A 19,518-nucleotide genomic window follows, 5' to 3' on the forward strand; every position below is an offset into this window, starting at 1 on the left:
GGGGCGTATCAGCGCAGCAAACCGCTGCCACCGTAGCCTTTCAGGTTGGCTTTCTTCATCAGGGATTCGTACTGGTGCGAAACGAGGTGCGATTGTACTTGGGACATGAAGTCCATCACAACCACTACCACAATCAGCAACGAGGTCCCGCCAAGGTAGAACGGCACATTTGCTGCCACCACCAGGAACTGGGGCAGAAGGCAGACGGCCATCATGTAAAGAGCACCGAACATGGTCAAACGAGTCAGAACGCCATCAATGTAGCGCGCCGACTGCTCACCAGGACGGATACCCGGAATAAAGGCACCGGACTTCTTCAGGTTTTCCGCTACGTCTTTCGGGTTGAACATCAACGCTGTGTAGAAGAAGCAGAAGAAAATGATCCCTGCACTAAACAGCAGAATGTTCAACGGCTGACCAGGAGCGATCGACTGCGAGATGTCCTGCAGCCAGCCCATACCTTCGGACTGACCGAACCAGGCACCCAGCGAAGCCGGGAACAGCAGAATGCTGCTCGCGAAAATGGCCGGGATAACCCCCGCCATGTTCACTTTCAGCGGCAAGTGGCTGGTCTGCGCTGCAAAGACCTTACGGCCCTGCTGACGCTTGGCGTAGTGAACGGCGATACGACGCTGACCACGCTCAATGAACACCACAAAGCCGATAATCGCTACTGCCAGCAAACCGATAGCGACCAGGGCGAAAATGTTGATATCGCCTGTGCGCGCAGACTCGAAAGACTGCCCGATTGCTCTCGGAAGACCGGCAACGATACCTGCGAAGATCAACATCGAGATACCGTTGCCCACACCGCGCTCGGTGATCTGCTCACCCAGCCACATCATGAACATCGCGCCTGCCACAAACGTGGAAACCGCGACGACATGGAAGCCAAGGCCCGCAGAAAACGCCACGCCCTGGTTGGCCAGGCCAATGGACATGCCAATGGCTTGAACCAGCGCCAGAATAACGGTGCCGTAGCGGGTGTACTGGCTGATCTTGCGACGGCCAGCTTCACCTTCCTTCTTCAACTGCTCCAGTTGCGGGCTGACCGCCGTCATCAGCTGCATGATGATCGATGCCGAGATGTACGGCATGATCCCCAATGCAAAGATGCTCATGCGCTCGAGCGCGCCACCGGAAAACATGTTGAACAAGCTAAGAATGGTCCCCTCATTCTGCCGAAACAGATCCGCCAGACGGTCCGGATTGATGCCTGGAACCGGGATATGCGCACCTATCCGATAGACGATGATCGCCATGAACAGAAAGCGCAGACGAGCCCAGAGTTCCGACATCCCGCCCTTACCGAGCGAAGAGAGAGCACCTTGCTTAGCCATTTATTCCTCGAATTTGCCGCCAGCTGCTTCGATAGCCGCACGCGCACCCTTGGTGGCTGCGATACCCTTGATGGTGACTGCGCGAGTAACTTCGCCAGACAGCATGATTTTCACACGCTGAATGTGCTGGTTGATCACGTTGGCATCCTTCAGGGATTGCACGGAGATCACGTCGCCTTCCACTTTAGCCAGTTCGGACAGACGCACTTCTGCGCGATCCATGGCTTTCAGGGAAACGAAGCCGAACTTCGGCAGGCGACGGTGCAGCGGCTGTTGACCGCCTTCGAAGCCCGGAGCGATCGAACCACCCGAACGGGAGGTCTGACCTTTGTGGCCACGGCCGCCGGTCTTACCCAGACCGCTACCGATACCACGACCCGGACGATGCTTTTCGCGACGGGAACCCGGCGCTGGACTCAGATCATTGAGTTTCATCGATTAACCCTCGACGCGCAGCATGTAGTAAGCCTTGTTGATCATCCCGCGGTTCTCGGGAGTATCCTGGACTTCTACAGTGTGACCGATGCGACGCAGACCCAGACCTTTAACGCACAGTTTGTGGTTAGGGATACGGCCCGAGACGCTCTTGATCAGCGTTACTTTTACGGTTGCCATGATCAGAAGATCTCCTCAACGCTCTTGCCGCGCTTGGCAGCAATGGACTCAGGAGATTGCATGGCTTTCAGACCCTTGAAGGTGGCGTAAACCACGTTCACTGGGTTGGTCGAACCGTAGCACTTGGCCAGGACGTTCTGAACACCAGCAACTTCCAGGACAGCACGCATGGCGCCGCCGGCGATGATACCGGTACCTTCCGAAGCAGGCTGCATGTAAACCTTCGAGGCGCCGTGGGCGGCCTTGGTGGCGTACTGCAGGGTGGTGCCCTTCAGGTCAACCTGGATCATGTTGCGACGAGCAGCTTCCATGGCTTTCTGGATCGCGGCAGGTACTTCGCGCGATTTGCCACGGCCGAAGCCGACGCGACCTTTACCGTCACCCACCACGGTCAGCGCGGTGAAGGTGAAGATACGGCCGCCTTTAACGGTTTTAGCTACGCGGTTAACTTGAACCAGCTTCTCGATGTAGCCTTCGTCGCGCTTTTGATCGTTATTTGCCATAACTTAGAACTCCAGCCCGCCTTCACGAGCAGCATCAGCCAGCGCTTTGACGCGGCCATGGTACTTGAAGCCGGAACGGTCAAAGGCAACTTGAGATACACCGGCGGCTTTCGCACGCTCAGCTACCAGCTTGCCAACCTTAGTGGCCGCGTCGATGTTGCCAGTGGCGCCATCACGCAGGTCTTTGTCCAAGGTCGAGGCACTTGCCAAAACCTTGCTGCCGTCGGCCGAAATGACCTGGGCGTAGATGTGCTGCGAGGAGCGGAACACGCACAGGCGCACGACTTCGAGTTCGTGCATCTTGAGACGTGCTTTGCGAGCGCGACGCAGTCGAGTAACTTTTTTGTCGGTCATTTGCTAGGCCCTACTTCTTCTTGGCTTCTTTACGACGGACTACTTCGTCCGCGTAACGCACACCCTTGCCTTTGTAAGGCTCTGGTGGACGGAAGTCGCGGATTTCAGCGGCCACCTGACCTACCAGCTGCTTGTCGATACCCTTGATCAGGATGTCGGTTTGGCTGGGAGTTTCAGCAGTGATACCGGCTGGCAGTTCGTAGTCCACTGGATGCGAGAAGCCCAGAGCCAGGTTCAGGACGGTGCCTTTGGCCTGTGCCTTGTAACCAACACCGACCAGCTGGAGCTTGCGCTCAAAGCCTTGGCTTACGCCCTGGACCATGTTGTTGACCAGAGCACGGGTAGTACCGGCCATGGCGCGAGCTTGCTGATCACCGTTGCGAGCGACGAAACGCAGTTCGCCGGACTCTTCGGTAACTTCAACAGACGAGTGAACGTTCAGTTCGAGAGTGCCTTTGGCACCCTTCACCGAAAGCTGCTGACCGGCGAATTTGACTTCGACACCAGCTGGCAGCTTAACGGGGTTCTTAGCGACGCGAGACATGCCTATCTCCCCTTAGAACACTGTGCACAGAACTTCGCCGCCGACACCGGCAGCGCGCGCAGCGCGGTCAGTCATCACACCTTTGTTGGTGGAGACGATAGACACGCCCAGGCCGCCACGAACTTTCGGCAGGTCTGTGACGGACTTGTACTGGCGCAGGCCAGGACGGCTGGAACGCTTCAGTTCCTCGATGACCGGACGGCCTTCGAAGTACTTGAGTTCGATCGACAGGGACGGCTTGGCCTCACCAGTAACCTGGTAGCCAGCGATGTAACCTTCGTCTTTCAGAACTTTGGCAACCGCGACCTTCAGAGTGGAGGAAGGCATGCTTACGACGGACTTTTCAGCCATCTGGGCATTACGGATGCGAGTTAGCATGTCCGCTAACGGGTCCTGCATACTCATGGGCTAGATGCTCCTGATACAAGAATTATTAGCCTTGCGGCTATCACAACCACCCAAGCAGGCAGGGTAAAACCCCAGGCTCAGGTGAGCCGGTCATTCTAGACACAAGACAGAAACGAAACAAGCCCCAAGAAGGGGCTTGTTTGTTGGCGAGAACACCGGCGGTCGGAAGATCACTCCCCTTCCGCCAGCGTCACGCCTACAGCGATTACCAGGAGGCCTTGACCAGACCTGGTACGTCACCGCGCATTGCCGCTTGACGCAGCATGTTACGGCCCAGGCCGAACTTACGGTAAACACCGTGAGGACGACCGGTCAGGCGGCAACGGTTGCGCAGACGCGCAGCGCTGGCATCACGTGGCTGCTTCTGCAGAGCGACAACGGCAGCGAAACGCTCTTCAGGAGAGGCGTTCAGATTGACGATGGTCGCTTTCAGCTCAGCACGCTTTTTGGCGAACTTGGCTACCGTGAGCTGACGCTTCAGCTCGCGGTTTTTCATGCTCTTCTTGGCCATTTTCCTACTCCAATCAGTTGCGGAACGGGAATTTGAATGCACGCAGCAGAGCGCGGCCTTCGTCATCCGAACGAGCAGTGGTGGTCAGGGTGATGTCCAAACCGCGCAGAGCATCGATCTTGTCGTAATCGATTTCCGGGAAGATGATCTGCTCTTTCACGCCCATGCTGTAGTTGCCACGACCATCGAAGGACTTGGCATTCAGGCCGCGGAAGTCGCGGACCCGAGGCAGGGAGATCGCCAGCAGGCGGTCCAGGAATTCGTACATCTTTTCGCGACGCAGGGTCACCTTGACACCGATCGGCCATCCTTCACGGACTTTGAAGCCCGCGATGGATTTACGAGCGAAAGTCACAACCGGCTTTTGACCAGTGATCTTTTCCAGGTCGGCAACAGCGTGCTCGATGACTTTCTTGTCGCCGATCGCTTCGCCCAGACCCATGTTCAGGGTGATCTTGGTAACGCGCGGAACTTCCATCACGTTCGACAGCTTAAGTTCTTCCTTAAGCTTAGGAGCGATTTCGTTCCGGTAAATCTCTTTCAGTCGTGCCATGGTCTTCTACCTAGCAGTGTTCAAGCATCAACCGCTTTTTGGGTCGACTTGAAGACACGAATTTTCTTACCGTCTTCTACTTTGAAACCAACGCGGTCAGCCTTGTTGGTTTCGCCATTGAAGATGGCAACGTTGGAAGCGTGCAGAGGCGCTTCTTTTTCGACGATACCGCCCTGAACGCCCGCCATCGGGTTAGGCTTGGTATGACGCTTGACCAGGTTCACACCACCAACGACCAGACGGTCGTCAGCGAGAACCTTCAGCACCTTACCGCGCTTACCTTTGTCTTTGCCGGCGATCACGATGATCTCGTCGTCACGACGAATCTTTTGCATGTCGGATCTCCTTACAGCACTTCAGGGGCGAGCGAGACGATCTTCATGAACTTCTCAGTACGAAGTTCACGGGTCACTGGCCCGAAGATGCGAGTGCCGATCGGCTCTTGCTTGGTGTTCAGCAGAACAGCAGCGTTGCCGTCGAAACGAATGATGGAACCGTCAGCGCGACGTACACCGTGACGGGTACGGACGACAACAGCGGTCATCACCTGGCCTTTTTTGACCTTACCGCGCGGAATTGCTTCCTTGACGGTTACTTTGATGATGTCACCGATGCCGGCGTAACGGCGGTGCGAACCGCCGAGCACCTTGATGCACATGACGCGACGAGCGCCGCTGTTATCGGCCACATCGAGCATGGATTGAGTCTGAATCATAAAATTTCTCCGACCCCTAGCCCTTAGACTTCAACAGCGCGTTCGAGGACTTCAACCAGTGCCCAGGACTTGGTCTTGGCCAGCGGACGGGTTTCACGGATGGAAACCTTGTCGCCGATTTTGCACTGGTTGGATTCGTCGTGCGCGTGCAGCTTAGTCGAACGCTTAACGTATTTACCGTAGATCGGGTGCTTGACGCGACGCTCGATCAGAACGGTGATGGTCTTGTCCATTTTGTCGCTGACGACACGGCCAGTCAGCGTACGGACGGTTTTTTCAGCTTCAGCCATGATCACTTACCTGCCTGCTGGTTAAGCACAGTTTTCACGCGAGCGATGTCACGCTTAACTTGCGAGAGCAGGTGCGACTGCCCCAACTGGCCAGTTGCCTTCTGCATACGCAGATTGAACTGGTCGCGCAGCAAGCCGAGCAGTTGCTCATTCAGTTGCTGTGCAGATTTTTCACGAAGTTCATTCGCTTTCATCACATCACCGTCCGCTTAACAAAGGAGGTGGCGAGAGGCAGCTTTGCAGCAGCCAGGGCGAAAGCTTCGCGCGCCAGCTCTTCAGAAACACCCTCGATCTCGTACAGGACTTTGCCTGGCTGGATCTGGGCAACCCAGTATTCCACGGAACCCTTACCTTTACCCATACGAACCTCGAGAGGCTTCTTGGAGATCGGCTTGTCCGGGAAGACACGGATCCAGATCTTACCGCCACGCTTAACGTGACGGGTCAGAGCACGACGTGCCGACTCGATCTGGCGGGCGGTGAGGCGACCGCGAGCAACAGCTTTCAAGGCGAACTCGCCGAAGCTGACTTTGCTACCGCGCAGTGCCAGACCACGGTTGTGGCCGGTCATCTGCTTGCGGAATTTTGTACGCTTTGGTTGCAACATTTGGCGTACCCCTTACTTAGCAGCTTTTTTACGAGGCGCTGGTGCTTGTGGTTTCAGTTCTTCTTGGCGACCACCAATAACTTCGCCTTTGAAGATCCAAACCTTCACACCGATCACACCGTAAGTGGTGTGAGCTTCGTAGGTGTTGTAGTCGATATCGGCACGCAGGGTGTGCAGAGGCACACGCCCTTCGCGATACCACTCGGTACGAGCAATCTCAGCACCGCCGAGACGACCGCTCACCTGGATCTTGATGCCCTTGGCACCAATACGCATGGCGTTCTGTACGGCGCGCTTCATGGCGCGACGGAACATTACGCGGCGTTCCAGCTGCTGAGCTACGCTCTGCGCAACCAGCATAGCGTCGAGTTCCGGCTTGCGGATCTCTTCGATGTTGATGTGCACAGGCACACCCATCTGCTTGGTCAGGTCCTGACGCAGCTTCTCGACATCTTCACCTTTCTTACCGATAACGATACCGGGACGAGCGGTGTGGATGGTGATGCGTGCAGTTTGAGCCGGACGATGAATATCGATACGGCTTACGGACGCGCTTTTTAGTTTGTCTTGGAGGTACTCACGCGTTTTCAGATCCTTCAAGAGGTAATCTGCGTAAGTAGCACCGTCTGCGTACCAGACGGAGGTGTGCTCCTTGACGATTCCCAGGCGAATGCCAGTGGGATGTACTTTCTGACCCATCTGATCGACTCCGTTACTTGTCCGCAACCTTGACAGTGATATGGCAAGACCGCTTGACGATGCGATCAGCACGGCCTTTGGCACGTGGCATGATGCGCTTCAGCGAACGCCCTTCGTTGACGAAGACGGTGGAGACCTTCAGGTCATCAACGTCTGCGCCTTCGTTGTGTTCGGCGTTGGCAACGGCCGACTCGAGGACTTTCTTCATGATTTCAGCGGCTTTTTTGCTGCTGAAGGCCAACAGGTTGAGCGCTTCGCCCACCTTCTTCCCGCGGATCTGGTCGGCGACCAAGCGGGCTTTCTGGGCGGAGATGCGAGCGCCCGACAACTTAGCGGCTACTTCCATTTCCTTACCCCTTAACGCTTGGCTTTCTTGTCAGCCACGTGCCCGCGATAGGTGCGGGTACCGGCGAACTCGCCCAGTTTGTGGCCGACCATGTCTTCGTTCACGAGAACTGGGACATGCTGGCGACCGTTGTGAACCGCGATGGTCAGACCGACCATTTGTGGCAGGATCATCGAACGACGCGACCAGGTTTTAACTGGCTTGCGATCATTCTTCTCCACCGCCACTTCGACCTTCTTCAGCAGGTGAAGATCGATAAAAGGACCTTTTTTCAGAGAACGTGGCACTGTCGTATCCCTCTAGTTACTTGCGACGACGGACGATCATGTTGTCGGTACGCTTATTACCACGGGTTTTAGCACCCTTGGTTGGGAAGCCCCATGGCGATACCGGATGACGACCACCGGAGGTACGACCTTCACCACCACCATGTGGGTGGTCAACCGGGTTCATGGCAACACCACGAACGGTTGGGCGAACGCCGCGCCAGCGTTTGGCACCAGCTTTACCCAGCGAGCGCAGGCTGTGCTCGGAGTTCGAGACTTCGCCCAGGGTCGCACGGCACTCAGCCAGTACTTTACGCATCTCACCGGAACGCAGACGCAGAGTCACGTAGACGCCTTCACGAGCGATCAGCTGAGCCGAAGCACCAGCGGAACGAGCGATCTGAGCACCTTTACCCGGCTTCAGTTCGATGCCGTGAATGGTGCTACCTACTGGGATATTGCGCAGCTGCAGGGAGTTACCGGCCTTGATTGGGGCCAGAGCACCTGCGATCAGCTGGTCGCCAGCACTCACGCCTTTAGGGGCGATGATGTAGCGACGCTCACCGTCTGCGTAGCACAGCAGGGCGATGTGAGCAGTACGGTTTGGATCGTATTCGATACGCTCGACAGTGGCTGGGATGCCATCTTTGTCGTTGCGACGGAAGTCGACCAGACGGTAATGCTGCTTATGACCACCACCAACGTGACGAGTGGTAATGCGGCCATTGTTGTTACGACCACCAGACTTCGATTTCTTCTCGAGCAGCGGTGCGTGAGGAGCGCCTTTGTGCAGCTCCTGGTTGACCACCTTGACCACGAAACGGCGGCCAGGGGAAGTCGGTTTGCATTTAACGATTGCCATGATGCACCCCTTCCTTACTCAGCACTGCTGCTGAAATCGAGATCTTGGCCTGGCTGAAGGGAGACGATCGCCTTCTTCCAGTCATTACGCTTGCCCAGACCACGTGCGGTACGCTTGGTTTTACCCAGAACGTTAACAGTCGACACGTTTTCAACTTTTACGTTGAACAGGCCTTCGACAGCTTTCTTGATTTCCAGCTTGGTTGCGTCAGTAGCAACCTTGAATACGAACTGGCCTTTTTTCTCAGCCAGAACGGTAGCCTTCTCGGAAACGTGCGGGCCAAGGAGGACTTTAAATACGCGTTCCTGGTTCATCCCAGCAGCTCCTCGAATTTCTTCACGGCCGAGACAGTGATCAACACTTTCTCGTATGCGATCAGACTGACCGGGTCGGAACCTTGAACGTCACGTACATCGACGTGCGGCAGGTTACGAGCAGCCAGGTACAGGTTCTGATCAACAGCGTCCGAAACGATCAGAACGTCGCTCAGACCCATGCCGTTCAGCTTGTTCAGCAGATCTTTGGTTTTCGGTGCTTCAACAGCGAAGTCCTGAACCACGACCAGACGGTCGCTACGCACCAGCTCAGCGAGGATGGAGCGCAGAGCTGCGCGATACATCTTCTTGTTGAGCTTCTGCGAGTGATCCTGAGGACGAGCTGCGAAGGTTACACCACCGCCACGCCAGATCGGACCACGAGTGGTACCAGCACGAGCACGGCCAGTACCCTTCTGACGCCATGGGCGCTTACCGCCACCAGCCACGTCGGAACGGGTCTTTTGCTGCTTGGTGCCCTGACGGCCGCCGGCCATGTAGGCCACGACTGCTTGGTGTACCAGCGTCTCGTTGAATTCGCCACCGAAAGTCAGTTCGGAAACTTCGATCGCCTGAGCGTCATTTACATTAAGTTGCATGTCAGTTTCCCCTTAACCGCGAGCCTTGACAGCTGGACGTACAACCACGTCGCCGCCAGTAGCGCCAGGAACGGCACCCTTGACCAGCAGCAGGTTGCGCTCAGCGTCTACGCGAACTACTTCCAGGGACTGAACAGTCACGCGCTCGGCGCCCATGTGACCGGACATTTTCTTGCCCTTGAACACACGACCAGGAGTCTGGCACTGGCCGATGGAGCCCGGGACACGGTGCGACACGGAGTTACCGTGGGTGTTGTCCTGGCCACGGAAGTTCCAGCGCTTGATGGTACCGGCAAAGCCTTTACCTTTGGACTGACCAGTAACGTCTACCAGCTGGCCTGCAGTGAAGAGTTCAGCTTTGATCGAGTCGCCAGCCTGGAACTCGCCTTCTTCAAGACGGAACTCCCAGACACCGCGACCAGCGGCAACGTTGGCCTTGGCGAAGTGACCTGCCTGAGCGGCAGTCACACGCGAAGCACGACGCTCGCCGACAGTGACTTGCACTGCACGGTAGCCATCGGTTTCTTCAGTTTTGAACTGGGTGACGCGATTCGGCTCGATCTCAATGACCGTGACCGGAATGGAGACACCTTCTTCGGTGAAAATGCGGGTCATACCGCACTTGCGACCGACTACACCAATAGTCATGTTGTAAACCTCATGAGTGTACGGGGCTTTCACCCGCTATGGCCGCCCATTTCAGAGCGTTACACGACAAGACCGAAGTCTTAGCCGAGGCTGATCTGCACTTCCACACCTGCCGCCAGATCAAGCTTCATCAGCGCGTCAACGGTTTTATCCGTTGGCTGGACGATGTCCAGAACACGCTTATGAGTGCGGATCTCGTACTGGTCACGCGCGTCTTTGTTGACGTGCGGGGAGACCAGAACGGTGAAACGCTCTTTGCGGGTAGGCAGTGGAATTGGACCACGCACTTGTGCACCAGTACGTTTCGCGGTTTCCACGATTTCCTGGGTGGATTGGTCGATCAGGCGATGGTCGAAAGCCTTCAACCTGATTCGGATTTGCTGATTTTGCATTGGATTTCAGACTCCAGGCTGTTCCCAACGGACGCACTACGCCCGCTAAAAGGAGGCGTGATTCTATAGACGCCCCTATTTAGTGTCAACCCAATAAAAAAAACCCCCGCTGAGCGGGGGTTTTTTCAATCGGTCGAGTGATTACTCGATGATTTTGGCTACGACGCCAGCGCCGACGGTACGACCGCCTTCACGGATAGCGAAGCGCAGACCGTCTTCCATTGCGATGGTCTTGATCAGGGTAACAGTCATCTGAATGTTGTCACCTGGCATTACCATTTCAACGCCTTCCGGCAGTTCGCAGTTACCGGTCACGTCAGTGGTACGGAAGTAGAACTGAGGACGGTAGCCTTTGAAGAACGGAGTGTGACGGCCGCCTTCTTCCTTCGACAGAACGTAGACTTCTGCGGTGAACTTGGTGTGCGGCTTGACCGAACCTGGCTTGACCAGAACCTGGCCACGCTCAACGTCGTCACGCTTGGTACCACGCAGCAGAACGCCGCAGTTCTCGCCAGCACGGCCTTCGTCCAGCAGCTTGCGGAACATCTCAACACCGGTGCAGGTGGTGGTGGTGGTGTCACGCAGACCAACGATTTCCAGCGGATCCTGAACGCGGACAATACCACGCTCGATACGGCCGGTAACAACGGTACCACGACCCGAGATCGAGAATACGTCTTCGATCGGCATCAGGAACGGCTGGTCGATGGCACGAACTGGCTCAGGAATGTAGCTGTCCAGAGTCTCTACCAGCTTCTTGACAGCGGTAGTGCCCATTTCGTTGTCGTCTTTGCCTTCCAGAGCCATACGAGCGGAACCGATGATGATCGGAGTGTCGTCGCCTGGGAAGTCGTAGGTGGACAGCAGGTCGCGAACTTCCATCTCGACCAGTTCCAGCAGCTCAGCGTCGTCTACCAGGTCAGCCTTGTTCAGGAAGACCACGATGTACGGAACGCCAACCTGACGGGACAGCAGGATGTGCTCACGGGTTTGTGGCATCGGACCATCGGCGGCCGAGCAAACCAGGATCGCGCCGTCCATCTGGGCAGCACCGGTGATCATGTTCTTCACGTAGTCAGCGTGACCTGGGCAGTCAACGTGAGCGTAGTGACGAATGGTCGAGTTGTACTCAACGTGAGCGGTGTTGATGGTGATACCGCGCGCTTTTTCTTCCGGAGCCGAGTCGATCTTGTCGAACTCAACGACTGCCGAACCGAAAACTTCGGAGCAAACGCGAGTCAGAGCTGCGGTCAGAGTGGTTTTACCGTGGTCAACGTGGCCGATGGTGCCAACGTTAACGTGCGGAAGGGAACGATCAAATTTTTCTTTAGCCACGACAGTGAACCTCTTGCCTAAAGGGGATTAGCCTTGTTTTTTAACGAGTGCTTCGACGATGTTCGACGGAGCTTCGGCGTATTTGGAGAATTCCATGGAGTAGCTTGCGCGACCCTGAGACATGGAACGAACGTCGGTCGCGTAACCGAACATCTCTCCGAGCGGTACCTCAGCAGTGATTACCTTGCCGGACACCGAGTCTTCATTACCCTGGATCATCCCACGACGACGGCTCAGGTCACCCATCACGTCACCCAGGTAATCTTCCGGGGTTACAACTTCGACCTTCATGATCGGCTCAAGCACCACGCCACCGCCCTTCTGGGCCAGTTGCTTGGTCGCCATCGAAGCGGCGATCTTGAACGCCATTTCGTTGGAGTCGACGTCGTGATACGAACCATCGAATACCGTGGCCTTCAGGCCAAGCAGCGGATAACCGGCAACAACGCCGTTTTTCATCTGCTCTTCGATACCCTTCTGGATCGGGGCGATGAATTCCTTAGGAATCACACCACCAACGACTTCGTTGGTGAACACCAGACCTTCGGTGATGTTGCCCTTCTCGTCTACGTCCGGCTCCGAGAAACGGATCCAGCAGTGACCGAACTGACCACGACCACCCGACTGACGAACGAACTTACCTTCGATTTCGACGTTCGACTTGGTGATCTTCTCGCGGTACGAAACCTGCGGCTTGCCGACGTTGCACTCGACGTTGAACTCGCGCTTCATGCGGTCAACGAGGATGTCCAGGTGCAGCTCACCCATACCGGAGATGATGGTCTGGCCGGTTTCCTCGTCGGTTTTGACGCGGAACGACGGGTCTTCCTGGGCCAGCTTGCCCAGTGCGATGCCCATCTTCTCCTGGTCAGCCTTGGTCTTCGGCTCTACGGAGAGCGAAATAACCGGCTCAGGGAAGTCCATACGCTCAAGGATGATCGGCTTGTCGGCGTTGCACAGGGTGTCACCGGTGGTGACGTCCTTCATGCCGATCAGAGCAGCGATGTCGCCTGCACGTACTTCCTTGATTTCTTCCCGCTGGTTGGCGTGCATCTGCACCATACGACCAACGCGCTCTTTCTTGCCCTTGACCGAGTTGATGACGGAGTCACCGGAGGTCAGGAAGCCCGAGTAGACGCGGACGAAGGTCAGAGTACCAACGAATGGGTCAGTAGCGATCTTGAACGCCAAGGCCGAGAACGGCGCATTGTCGTCAGCAGGACGCTCGTCGTACTGCTCTGGCTGAACCTCATCCTTCGGCACGTCGATCAGATCAGGGTGGATACCCTTGATCGCAGGAATCTCGGTTGGCGCAGGCAGGTAATCAATGACGGCGTCGAGAACCAGGGGAACGCCCTTGTTCTTGAACGAGGAACCGCAGACAGCAGGAACGATCTCGCTCGCCAGGGTACGGACGCGCAGACCAGCCTTGATGTCTTCGACGGACAGGTCACCTTCTTCAAGGTACTTGTTCATCAGCTCTTCGTTGGCCTCGGCAGCAGCCTCGACCATGTTGCTGCGCCATTCGTTGGCCAGCTCGACCATATCCGCAGGAATTTCTTCTTCGCGGTAGGTAGTGCCTTTGTCGTCGTCGTTCCAGTAGATGGCTTTCATCTTGATCAGGTCGACCTGACCCTGGAAGTCGTCTTCCGCGCCGATAGCCAGCTGTACTGGAACCGGAGTGTGACCCAGGCGGTTCTTGATCTGACCTACGACGCGCAGGAAGTTGGCACCGGCACGGTCCATCTTGTTCACGTAGACAACACGTGGAACGCCGTACTTGTTGGCCTGACGCCATACGGTCTCGGACTGCGGCTCAACGCCGGAGGTACCGCAGAACACAACGACCGCGCCGTCGAGTACACGCAGCGAACGCTCTACTTCAATGGTGAAGTCAACGTGGCCAGGGGTATCGATGACGTTTACGCGGTAGTTGTCGTACTGACCACGGGAACCTTTCCAGAAGGTGGTAACGGCAGCGGAGGTAATGGTGATACCGCGCTCCTGCTCCTGCACCATCCAGTCGGTGGTCGCGGCGCCATCATGCACCTCGCCCATCTTGTGGCTCAGACCTGTGTAGAACAGGATCCGCTCGGTAGTGGTGGTCTTGCCCGCGTCAACGTGGGCACAGATACCAATGTTACGGTAGCGGTTAATTGCTGTAGTACGAGCCATAAAGCCCTCGCAAAATGATTGATGCTTGAATTAGAAGCGGTAGTGCGAGAACGCTTTGTTGGCTTCAGCCATACGGTGCACGTCTTCACGCTTCTTGACTGCAGCACCCTTGCCTTCGGCAGCATCCAGCAGCTCGCCAGCCAGGCGCAGAGCCATCGACTTCTCGCCGCGCTTGCGGGCGTAGTCTACGAGCCAGCGCATTGCCAGAGCGTTACGACGGGATGGACGAACTTCAACCGGGACCTGGTAAGTGGCACCGCCGACACGGCGGGACTTTACTTCGACCAGCGGAGCGATGGCGTCGAGAGCTTTCTCGAAGATTTCCAGGGGGTCGCTGTTCTTGCGTGCTTTGACGGTATCCAGGGCACCGTAAACGATGCGCTCGGCTACGGCCTTCTTGCCGCTTTCCATCACGTGGTTCATGAACTTGGCGAGAATCTGGGATCCGTACTTCGGATCGTCAAGGATCTCACGTTTTGCTGCTACACGACGTCTTGGCATGATAAGCCCTCAAACGGTCTTCAGGTTAGCCCGGGACGTGGGTCTTCGACCCCTGCCCGACCTTACTCTTATCGACTCAAAAAAATGGATGTCTGCAAACGGCCGATTACTTCGGACGCTTGGTACCGTACTTCGAACGACCCTGGTTACGGCCTTTGACGCCCGAAGTATCCAGAGAGCCGCGAACGGTGTGGTAACGAACACCTGGCAAGTCTTTTACACGGCCGCCACGGATCAGGACGACGCTGTGCTCTTGCAGGTTGTGACCTTCACCGCCGATGTACGAGGAAACCTCGAAACCGTTGGTCAGACGCACACGGCATACTTTACGCAGTGCCGAGTTAGGTTTTTTCGGCGTAGTGGTGTACACACGGGTGCACACGCCACGACGTTGCGGGCAGTTCTGCAGCGCAGGAACGTCGGACTTTTCGACCGAACGCTTACGCGGCTGACGTACCAGCTGGTTGATAGTTGCCATCTACTAGCTCCACTGATTGTCTTGCGACTCTATTGTCTTGCAAGAAAGCCAAAAATTGGCGAGACGGAGCCTCACCAAATTTAAGGGTACAAAAGTCTAAAGAGGATCTTGCACCCAGTCAAGACAAGGCCCCGGCCCTCCCCGCCCGATCATCGGCAACATTTCATGTCGCCGATGACCGTGCGGAGCTTGCCGGGGCCCTGCCCTGTACTTAGTTACCGCTGGAGTTCAGCGCTTCGGTCAGTGCGGCTTCCACCTCACTGGCACTTACGCGCAGCGGTTTGTCGGCATCACGGCGGCGCTTACGCTCGCTGTGGTAGGCCAGACCGGTACCGGCCGGGATCAGACGACCCACGACCACGTTCTCTTTCAGGCCGCGCAGGTAATCGCGCTTGCCGGTTACGGCCGCTTCGGTCAGCACGCGGGTGGTTTCCTGGAAGGAAGCCGCGGAGATGAACGACTCGGTCGACAGCGAAGCCTTGGTGATACCCAGCAGTACACGGGTGAACTTCGATACGAACTTGTCATCGGCGGCGAGACGCTCGTTCTCGACCAGCACCTGAGTCAGTTCCATCTGGTCGCCCTTGATGAAGCTGGAATCGCCCGACTCGGAGATCTCGACCTTACGCAGCATCTGACGCAGGATGGTCTCGATGTGCTTGTCGTTGATCTTAACGCCTTGCAGACGGTAAACGTCCTGGATCTCGTTGACGATGTATTTCGCCAGCGCGCTCACACCCAGCAGACGCAGGATGTCGTGCGGATCGCTCGGGCCGTCGGAGATGACTTCGCCGCGGTTTACCTGTTCGCCTTCGAAGACGTTCAGGTGGCGCCACTTCGGAATCAGCTCTTCATACGGATCGCTACCGTCGGTCGGGGTAATGACCAGACGACGCTTGCCTTTGGTCTCCTTGCCGAATGCGATGGTGCCGCTGACTTCAGCCAGAATCGAGGCTTCTTTCGGACGACGCGCTTCAAACAGGTCGGCAACACGTGGCAGACCACCGGTGATGTCACGGGTCTTCGACGTTTCTTGCGGGATACGCGCGATAACGTCACCAACACCGATCTGTGCACCGTCAGCAACACCTACCAAGGCGTTCGCTGGCAGGAAGTACTGTGCAGGTACGTCGGTACCTGGCAGGTACAGATCCTTGCCATTGGCATCGACCATCTTGATTGCCGGACGGATTTCCTTGCCTGAGGCAGGGCGATCCTTGACGTCCAGTACTTCGATGTTGGTCAGGCCGGTCAGCTCGTCGGTCTGGCGCTTGATGGTGATGTTTTCTTCCATGCCCACGAAGGTCACGGTACCTTTGAGCTCGGTAACGATCGGGTGGGTGTGCGGGTCCCACTTGGCGACGATGGCGCCAGCTTCGACCTTGTCACCTTCCTTGACCGAAATAACCGCACCGTAAGGCAGCTTGTAACGCTCGCGCTCACGACCGAATTCATCGGCAATGGCCAGCTCACCGGAACGCGATACGGCAACCAGGTTGCCATCGGCACGCTCGACCTGCTTCAGGTTGTGCAGACGGACCATACCGCCGTTCTTCACCTGGACGCTGTCGGCAGCCGAAGTACGGCTTGCAGCACCACCGATGTGGAACGTACGCATGGTCAGCTGGGTACCCGGCTCACCGATCGACTGTGCAGCGATAACGCCGACAGCTTCACCGATGTTCACCTGATGACCGCGGGCCAGATCACGACCGTAGCACTTGGCACAGATACCGTAGCGGGTTTCGCAGTTGATCGGCGAACGCACGACAACTTCGTCGATGCTGTTCAGCTCGATGAACTCGACCCACTGCTCGTCGACCAGGGTACCGGCAGGAACGATGACGTCCTCGGTGCCTGGCTTGAACACGTCGCGGGCGATGACACGGCCCAATACGCGCTCACCCAACGGCTCTACTACGTCACCGCCTTCAATGTGCGGAGTCATCAGCAGGCCTTGGTCGGTACCGCAATCGATCTCGGTTACAACCAGATCTTGCGCAACGTCCACCAGACGACGGGTCAGGTAACCGGAGTTCGCAGTCTTCAACGCGGTATCCGCCAGACCTTTACGAGCACCGTGCGTCGAGATGAAGTACTGGAGTACGCTCAGACCTTCACGGAAGTTCGCGGTGATCGGCGTCTCGATGATCGAGCCGTCCGGCTTGGCCATCAGACCACGCATACCGGCCAACTGACGGATCTGTGCTGCGGAACCCCGCGCACCCGAGTCAGCCATCATGTACATCGAGTTGAAGGACTCTTGCTCGACTTCTTTGCCCTCGCGGTCGATGACCTTCTCTTTCGAGAGATTGGCCATCATCGCCTTGGACACTTCGTCGTTCGCCTTGGACCACAAGTCGATGACCTTGTTGTACTTCTCGCCCTGGGTTACCAGGCCGGAAGCGTACTGGCTCTCGATTTCCTTCACTTCATCAGTGGCGCTGCCAATGATGCGTGCTTTTTCATCAGGGATGACGAAGTCATTCACACCGATGGAAACGCCGGAAATGGTCGAGTAGGCGAAACCGGTGTACATCAACTGGTCGGCGAAGATCACGGTCTCTTTCAGACCAACCACGCGGTAGCACTGGTTGATCAGCTTGGAGATCGCCTTTTTCTTCATCGGCTGGTTGACCACATCGTACGGCAGGCCTGCCGGTACAACCTGGAACAGCAGAGCACGGCCGACAGTGGTGTCGACGATGCGGGTGTTCTTGGTGATGCTGCCATCACGGTCTTTCACGGTCTCGTTGATACGGACCTTGATCTTCGCGTGCAGAGCGGCTTCGCCGGCGCGGAATACGCGGTCGACTTCCTGCAGGTCGGCGAATACGCGACCCTCGCCCTTGGCATTGATGGCTTCACGGGTCATGTAGTACAGACCCAGTACAACGTCCTGCGACGGAACGATGATTGGCTCACCGTTGGCTGGCGACAGAATGTTGTTGGTCGACATCATCAGCGCGCGCGCTTCAAGCTGTGCTTCCAGCGTCAGAGGCACGTGAACGGCCATCTGGTCACCGTCGAAGTCGGCGTTGTACGCAGCACAGACCAGCGGGTGCAGCTGAATGGCCTTGCCTTCGATGAGCACAGGCTCGAACGCCTGGATACCCAGACGGTGAAGGGTCGGTGCACGGTTCAGCAGTACGGGGTGTTCGCGAATCACTTCAGCGAGAACGTCCCATACCTCTGGCAGCTCGCGCTCGACCATCTTCTTGGCAGCCTTGATGGTGGTCGCCAGACCACGCATTTCCAGCTTGCCGAAAATGAACGGCTTGAACAGCTCCAGGGCCATCTTCTTCGGCAGACCGCACTGATGCAGACGCAGGGTCGGGCCTACGGTAATTACCGAACGGCCGGAGTAGTCCACGCGCTTGCCGAGCAAGTTCTGACGGAAGCGACCTTGCTTACCTTTGATCATGTCGGCCAGGGACTTCAGCGGACGCTTGTTCGAGCCAGTGATGGCGCGACCGCGACGGCCGTTGTCCAGCAGGGCGTCTACCGCTTCCTGCAGCATGCGCTTTTCGTTGCGCACGATGATGTCCGGCGCCGACAGATCGAGCAGGCGCTTGAGACGGTTGTTACGGTTGATCACCCGACGATACAGGTCGTTCAGGTCGGAGGTCGCGAAGCGGCCGCCATCCAGCGGAACCAATGGGCGCAGGTCCGGCGGCAGCACCGGCAGAACGGTCAGAACCATCCATTCAGGCAGGTTGCCCGAGCCCTGGAAGGCTTCCATCAGCTTCAAGCGCTTGGACAGCTTCTTGATCTTGGTTTCCGAGTTGGTCTGCGGAATCTCTTCGCGCAGGCGACCGATCTCGTGCTCCAGGTCGATAGCGTGCAGCAGCTCGCGGACAGCCTCGGCACCCATGCGGGCATCGAAATCGTCACCGAACTCTTCCAGCGCTTCGAAGTACTGCTCGTCATTCAGCAGCTGGCCCTTCTCGAGGGTAGTCATGCCTGGGTCGATAACGACGTAGCTCTCGAAATAGAGCACGCGCTCGATGTCACGCAGGGTCATGTCCATCAGCAGGCCGATACGGGACGGCAGCGACTTCAGGAACCAGATGTGGGCGACCGGCGAGGCCAGCTCGATGTGCGCCATGCGCTCACGACGAACCTTGGCAAGGGCAACTTCAACGCCGCACTTCTCGCAGATCACACCGCGGTGCTTGAGGCGCTTGTACTTGCCGCACAGGCACTCGTAGTCCTTGACCGGGCCAAAGATCTTGGCGCAGAAAAGGCCGTCACGCTCAGGCTTGAACGTACGGTAGTTGATGGTTTCCGGCTTCTTAACTTCACCGAACGACCACGAACGGATCATTTCAGGCGACGCCAGACCGATGCGGATGGCGTCGAACTCTTCGACTTGACCCTGGTTTTTCAGCAAATTCAGTAGGTCTTTCAAGGCCTTTCCTCCTGGCGGAGCAGGAAGCGGGCTTTACCAGCCCCGCTCCCCT

The 19,518-nt window shown here is 57.0% G+C and carries 27 protein-coding genes; all 27 read right to left on the reverse strand.

Annotated elements, in window-relative coordinates; genetic code table 11:
- Positions 1-8 precede the first annotated feature (8 nt).
- A complete protein-coding gene (gene secY / locus JNA92_RS19545; protein ID WP_003255459.1) occupies positions 9-1,340 on the reverse strand; it encodes a preprotein translocase subunit SecY in 1,332 nt (443 codons plus the stop codon).
- Positions 1,341-1,775: a 50S ribosomal protein L15 gene (rplO, locus tag JNA92_RS19550; RefSeq protein ID WP_003255461.1), complete on the reverse strand. Its 435-nt coding sequence runs from the start codon at positions 1,773-1,775 to the stop codon at positions 1,341-1,343.
- Between the two features lie 3 nt (positions 1,776-1,778).
- Positions 1,779-1,955 (reverse strand): 50S ribosomal protein L30, encoded by a 177-nt coding sequence (rpmD, locus tag JNA92_RS19555; RefSeq protein ID WP_008089798.1) that lies wholly within the window; start codon positions 1,953-1,955, stop codon positions 1,779-1,781.
- A gap of 2 nt (positions 1,956-1,957) precedes the next feature.
- Entirely contained in the window at positions 1,958-2,458 is a 501-nt protein-coding gene (rpsE, locus tag JNA92_RS19560; protein WP_003255465.1) for a 30S ribosomal protein S5, read from the reverse strand.
- 3 nt (positions 2,459-2,461) lie between these two features.
- Positions 2,462-2,812 carry a 50S ribosomal protein L18 gene (rplR, locus tag JNA92_RS19565; RefSeq protein ID WP_008089801.1) on the reverse strand — a complete coding sequence of 117 codons (351 nt, stop codon included), beginning with the start codon at positions 2,810-2,812 and terminating at the stop codon, positions 2,462-2,464.
- Between the two features lie 10 nt (positions 2,813-2,822).
- Entirely contained in the window at positions 2,823-3,356 is a 534-nt protein-coding gene (gene rplF / locus JNA92_RS19570; protein WP_009681972.1) for a 50S ribosomal protein L6, read from the reverse strand.
- Positions 3,357-3,368: 12 nt separating this feature from the next.
- A complete protein-coding gene (gene rpsH / locus JNA92_RS19575; protein ID WP_008089805.1) occupies positions 3,369-3,761 on the reverse strand; it encodes a 30S ribosomal protein S8 in 393 nt (130 codons plus the stop codon).
- Positions 3,762-3,969: 208 nt separating this feature from the next.
- Complete coding sequence (rpsN, locus tag JNA92_RS19580) at positions 3,970-4,275, reverse strand: 30S ribosomal protein S14 (RefSeq protein ID WP_012316516.1); 306 nt, start codon at positions 4,273-4,275, stop codon at positions 3,970-3,972.
- A 13-nt stretch (positions 4,276-4,288) separates the two neighbouring features.
- Complete coding sequence (rplE, locus tag JNA92_RS19585) at positions 4,289-4,828, reverse strand: 50S ribosomal protein L5 (RefSeq protein WP_012316517.1); 540 nt, start codon at positions 4,826-4,828, stop codon at positions 4,289-4,291.
- Positions 4,829-4,848: 20 nt separating this feature from the next.
- Positions 4,849-5,163: a 50S ribosomal protein L24 gene (rplX, locus tag JNA92_RS19590; protein WP_016715319.1), complete on the reverse strand. Its 315-nt coding sequence runs from the start codon at positions 5,161-5,163 to the stop codon at positions 4,849-4,851.
- An 11-nt stretch (positions 5,164-5,174) separates the two neighbouring features.
- A complete protein-coding gene (gene rplN / locus JNA92_RS19595; protein ID WP_008089810.1) occupies positions 5,175-5,543 on the reverse strand; it encodes a 50S ribosomal protein L14 in 369 nt (122 codons plus the stop codon).
- A gap of 23 nt (positions 5,544-5,566) precedes the next feature.
- Positions 5,567-5,833 (reverse strand): 30S ribosomal protein S17, encoded by a 267-nt coding sequence (gene rpsQ / locus JNA92_RS19600; protein WP_008089812.1) that lies wholly within the window; start codon positions 5,831-5,833, stop codon positions 5,567-5,569.
- A 2-nt stretch (positions 5,834-5,835) separates the two neighbouring features.
- Positions 5,836-6,027, reverse strand: coding sequence for a 50S ribosomal protein L29 (gene rpmC / locus JNA92_RS19605; RefSeq protein WP_002555481.1), 192 nt, complete (start codon positions 6,025-6,027; stop codon positions 5,836-5,838).
- Entirely contained in the window at positions 6,027-6,440 is a 414-nt protein-coding gene (rplP, locus tag JNA92_RS19610; RefSeq protein ID WP_003255479.1) for a 50S ribosomal protein L16, read from the reverse strand. The genes rpmC and rplP overlap by 1 nt, the downstream gene beginning before the upstream one ends.
- A 12-nt stretch (positions 6,441-6,452) precedes the next feature.
- Positions 6,453-7,139 (reverse strand): 30S ribosomal protein S3, encoded by a 687-nt coding sequence (gene rpsC, locus JNA92_RS19615; RefSeq protein ID WP_003255481.1) that lies wholly within the window; start codon positions 7,137-7,139, stop codon positions 6,453-6,455.
- 13 nt (positions 7,140-7,152) lie between these two features.
- A complete protein-coding gene (rplV, locus tag JNA92_RS19620; protein ID WP_003103908.1) occupies positions 7,153-7,485 on the reverse strand; it encodes a 50S ribosomal protein L22 in 333 nt (110 codons plus the stop codon).
- 11 nt (positions 7,486-7,496) lie between these two features.
- The gene (gene rpsS, locus JNA92_RS19625) at positions 7,497-7,772 is read right to left on the reverse strand and encodes a 30S ribosomal protein S19 (protein ID WP_003255482.1); all 276 of its coding nucleotides are present in this window, start codon (positions 7,770-7,772) and stop codon (positions 7,497-7,499) included.
- Positions 7,773-7,788: 16 nt separating this feature from the next.
- Positions 7,789-8,613: a 50S ribosomal protein L2 gene (rplB, locus tag JNA92_RS19630; RefSeq protein ID WP_012316518.1), complete on the reverse strand. Its 825-nt coding sequence runs from the start codon at positions 8,611-8,613 to the stop codon at positions 7,789-7,791.
- A gap of 14 nt (positions 8,614-8,627) precedes the next feature.
- On the reverse strand, positions 8,628-8,927 hold the full coding sequence (rplW, locus tag JNA92_RS19635) for a 50S ribosomal protein L23 (protein WP_003255484.1): 300 nt from the start codon (positions 8,925-8,927) through the stop codon (positions 8,628-8,630).
- Entirely contained in the window at positions 8,924-9,526 is a 603-nt protein-coding gene (gene rplD, locus JNA92_RS19640) for a 50S ribosomal protein L4 (protein WP_003255485.1), read from the reverse strand. Before rplD ends, rplW begins: the two co-directional genes overlap by 4 nt.
- Before the next feature lie 12 nt (positions 9,527-9,538).
- A complete protein-coding gene (gene rplC, locus JNA92_RS19645) occupies positions 9,539-10,174 on the reverse strand; it encodes a 50S ribosomal protein L3 (RefSeq protein ID WP_012316519.1) in 636 nt (211 codons plus the stop codon).
- Positions 10,175-10,254: 80 nt separating this feature from the next.
- Entirely contained in the window at positions 10,255-10,566 is a 312-nt protein-coding gene (gene rpsJ / locus JNA92_RS19650; RefSeq protein WP_003186070.1) for a 30S ribosomal protein S10, read from the reverse strand.
- A gap of 141 nt (positions 10,567-10,707) precedes the next feature.
- Entirely contained in the window at positions 10,708-11,901 is a 1,194-nt protein-coding gene (tuf, locus tag JNA92_RS19655; RefSeq protein WP_038411791.1) for an elongation factor Tu, read from the reverse strand.
- A 27-nt stretch (positions 11,902-11,928) separates the two neighbouring features.
- Complete coding sequence (fusA, locus tag JNA92_RS19660) at positions 11,929-14,076, reverse strand: elongation factor G (protein ID WP_241806276.1); 2,148 nt, start codon at positions 14,074-14,076, stop codon at positions 11,929-11,931.
- A 30-nt stretch (positions 14,077-14,106) separates the two neighbouring features.
- Positions 14,107-14,577 carry a 30S ribosomal protein S7 gene (rpsG, locus tag JNA92_RS19665; RefSeq protein ID WP_003246741.1) on the reverse strand — a complete coding sequence of 157 codons (471 nt, stop codon included), beginning with the start codon at positions 14,575-14,577 and terminating at the stop codon, positions 14,107-14,109.
- A 106-nt stretch (positions 14,578-14,683) separates the two neighbouring features.
- Complete coding sequence (gene rpsL / locus JNA92_RS19670; RefSeq protein ID WP_003255492.1) at positions 14,684-15,055, reverse strand: 30S ribosomal protein S12; 372 nt, start codon at positions 15,053-15,055, stop codon at positions 14,684-14,686.
- Positions 15,056-15,266: 211 nt separating this feature from the next.
- Positions 15,267-19,466: a DNA-directed RNA polymerase subunit beta' gene (gene rpoC, locus JNA92_RS19675; protein ID WP_241806277.1), complete on the reverse strand. Its 4,200-nt coding sequence runs from the start codon at positions 19,464-19,466 to the stop codon at positions 15,267-15,269.
- Positions 19,467-19,518: the final 52 nt, after the last annotated feature.

The sequence above is a fragment of the Pseudomonas putida genome, from assembly GCF_022627325.1.
Classification (GTDB): Bacteria; Pseudomonadota; Gammaproteobacteria; order Pseudomonadales; family Pseudomonadaceae; genus Aquipseudomonas; species Aquipseudomonas putida_X.

What these genes read in the sequence shown, in the direction of transcription:
- fusA (WP_241806276.1), bottom strand. Translation starts at nt 14,076, where the DNA reads ATGGCTCGTACTACAGCAATTAACCGCTACCGTAACATTGGTATCTGT.
- rpsL (WP_003255492.1), bottom strand. Translation starts at nt 15,055, where the DNA reads ATGGCAACTATCAACCAGCTGGTACGTCAGCCGCGTAAGCGTTCGGTC.
- rplR (WP_008089801.1), bottom strand. Translation starts at nt 2,812, where the DNA reads ATGACCGACAAAAAAGTTACTCGACTGCGTCGCGCTCGCAAAGCACGT.
- rplO (WP_003255461.1), bottom strand. Translation starts at nt 1,775, where the DNA reads ATGAAACTCAATGATCTGAGTCCAGCGCCGGGTTCCCGTCGCGAAAAG.
- rplD (WP_003255485.1), bottom strand. Translation starts at nt 9,526, where the DNA reads ATGCAACTTAATGTAAATGACGCTCAGGCGATCGAAGTTTCCGAACTG.
- rpmD (WP_008089798.1), bottom strand. Translation starts at nt 1,955, where the DNA reads ATGGCAACCGTAAAAGTAACGCTGATCAAGAGCGTCTCGGGCCGTATC.
- rpmC (WP_002555481.1), bottom strand. Translation starts at nt 6,027, where the DNA reads ATGAAAGCGAATGAACTTCGTGAAAAATCTGCACAGCAACTGAATGAG.
- rplC (WP_012316519.1), bottom strand. Translation starts at nt 10,174, where the DNA reads ATGACTATTGGTGTAGTCGGTCGCAAGTGCGGTATGACCCGCATTTTC.
- rpsH (WP_008089805.1), bottom strand. Translation starts at nt 3,761, where the DNA reads ATGAGTATGCAGGACCCGTTAGCGGACATGCTAACTCGCATCCGTAAT.
- rpsN (WP_012316516.1), bottom strand. Translation starts at nt 4,275, where the DNA reads ATGGCCAAGAAGAGCATGAAAAACCGCGAGCTGAAGCGTCAGCTCACG.
- rpsG (WP_003246741.1), bottom strand. Translation starts at nt 14,577, where the DNA reads ATGCCAAGACGTCGTGTAGCAGCAAAACGTGAGATCCTTGACGATCCG.
- rplB (WP_012316518.1), bottom strand. Translation starts at nt 8,613, where the DNA reads ATGGCAATCGTTAAATGCAAACCGACTTCCCCTGGCCGCCGTTTCGTG.
- rplX (WP_016715319.1), bottom strand. Translation starts at nt 5,163, where the DNA reads ATGCAAAAGATTCGTCGTGACGACGAGATCATCGTGATCGCCGGCAAA.
- rpsJ (WP_003186070.1), bottom strand. Translation starts at nt 10,566, where the DNA reads ATGCAAAATCAGCAAATCCGAATCAGGTTGAAGGCTTTCGACCATCGC.
- rplN (WP_008089810.1), bottom strand. Translation starts at nt 5,543, where the DNA reads ATGATTCAGACTCAATCCATGCTCGATGTGGCCGATAACAGCGGCGCT.
- rpsE (WP_003255465.1), bottom strand. Translation starts at nt 2,458, where the DNA reads ATGGCAAATAACGATCAAAAGCGCGACGAAGGCTACATCGAGAAGCTG.
- rplE (WP_012316517.1), bottom strand. Translation starts at nt 4,828, where the DNA reads ATGGCACGACTGAAAGAGATTTACCGGAACGAAATCGCTCCTAAGCTT.
- rplV (WP_003103908.1), bottom strand. Translation starts at nt 7,485, where the DNA reads ATGGAAGTAGCCGCTAAGTTGTCGGGCGCTCGCATCTCCGCCCAGAAA.
- rpsC (WP_003255481.1), bottom strand. Translation starts at nt 7,139, where the DNA reads ATGGGTCAGAAAGTACATCCCACTGGCATTCGCCTGGGAATCGTCAAG.
- secY (WP_003255459.1), bottom strand. Translation starts at nt 1,340, where the DNA reads ATGGCTAAGCAAGGTGCTCTCTCTTCGCTCGGTAAGGGCGGGATGTCG.
- rplW (WP_003255484.1), bottom strand. Translation starts at nt 8,927, where the DNA reads ATGAACCAGGAACGCGTATTTAAAGTCCTCCTTGGCCCGCACGTTTCC.
- rpsQ (WP_008089812.1), bottom strand. Translation starts at nt 5,833, where the DNA reads ATGGCTGAAGCTGAAAAAACCGTCCGTACGCTGACTGGCCGTGTCGTC.
- rplF (WP_009681972.1), bottom strand. Translation starts at nt 3,356, where the DNA reads ATGTCTCGCGTCGCTAAGAACCCCGTTAAGCTGCCAGCTGGTGTCGAA.
- rplP (WP_003255479.1), bottom strand. Translation starts at nt 6,440, where the DNA reads ATGTTGCAACCAAAGCGTACAAAATTCCGCAAGCAGATGACCGGCCAC.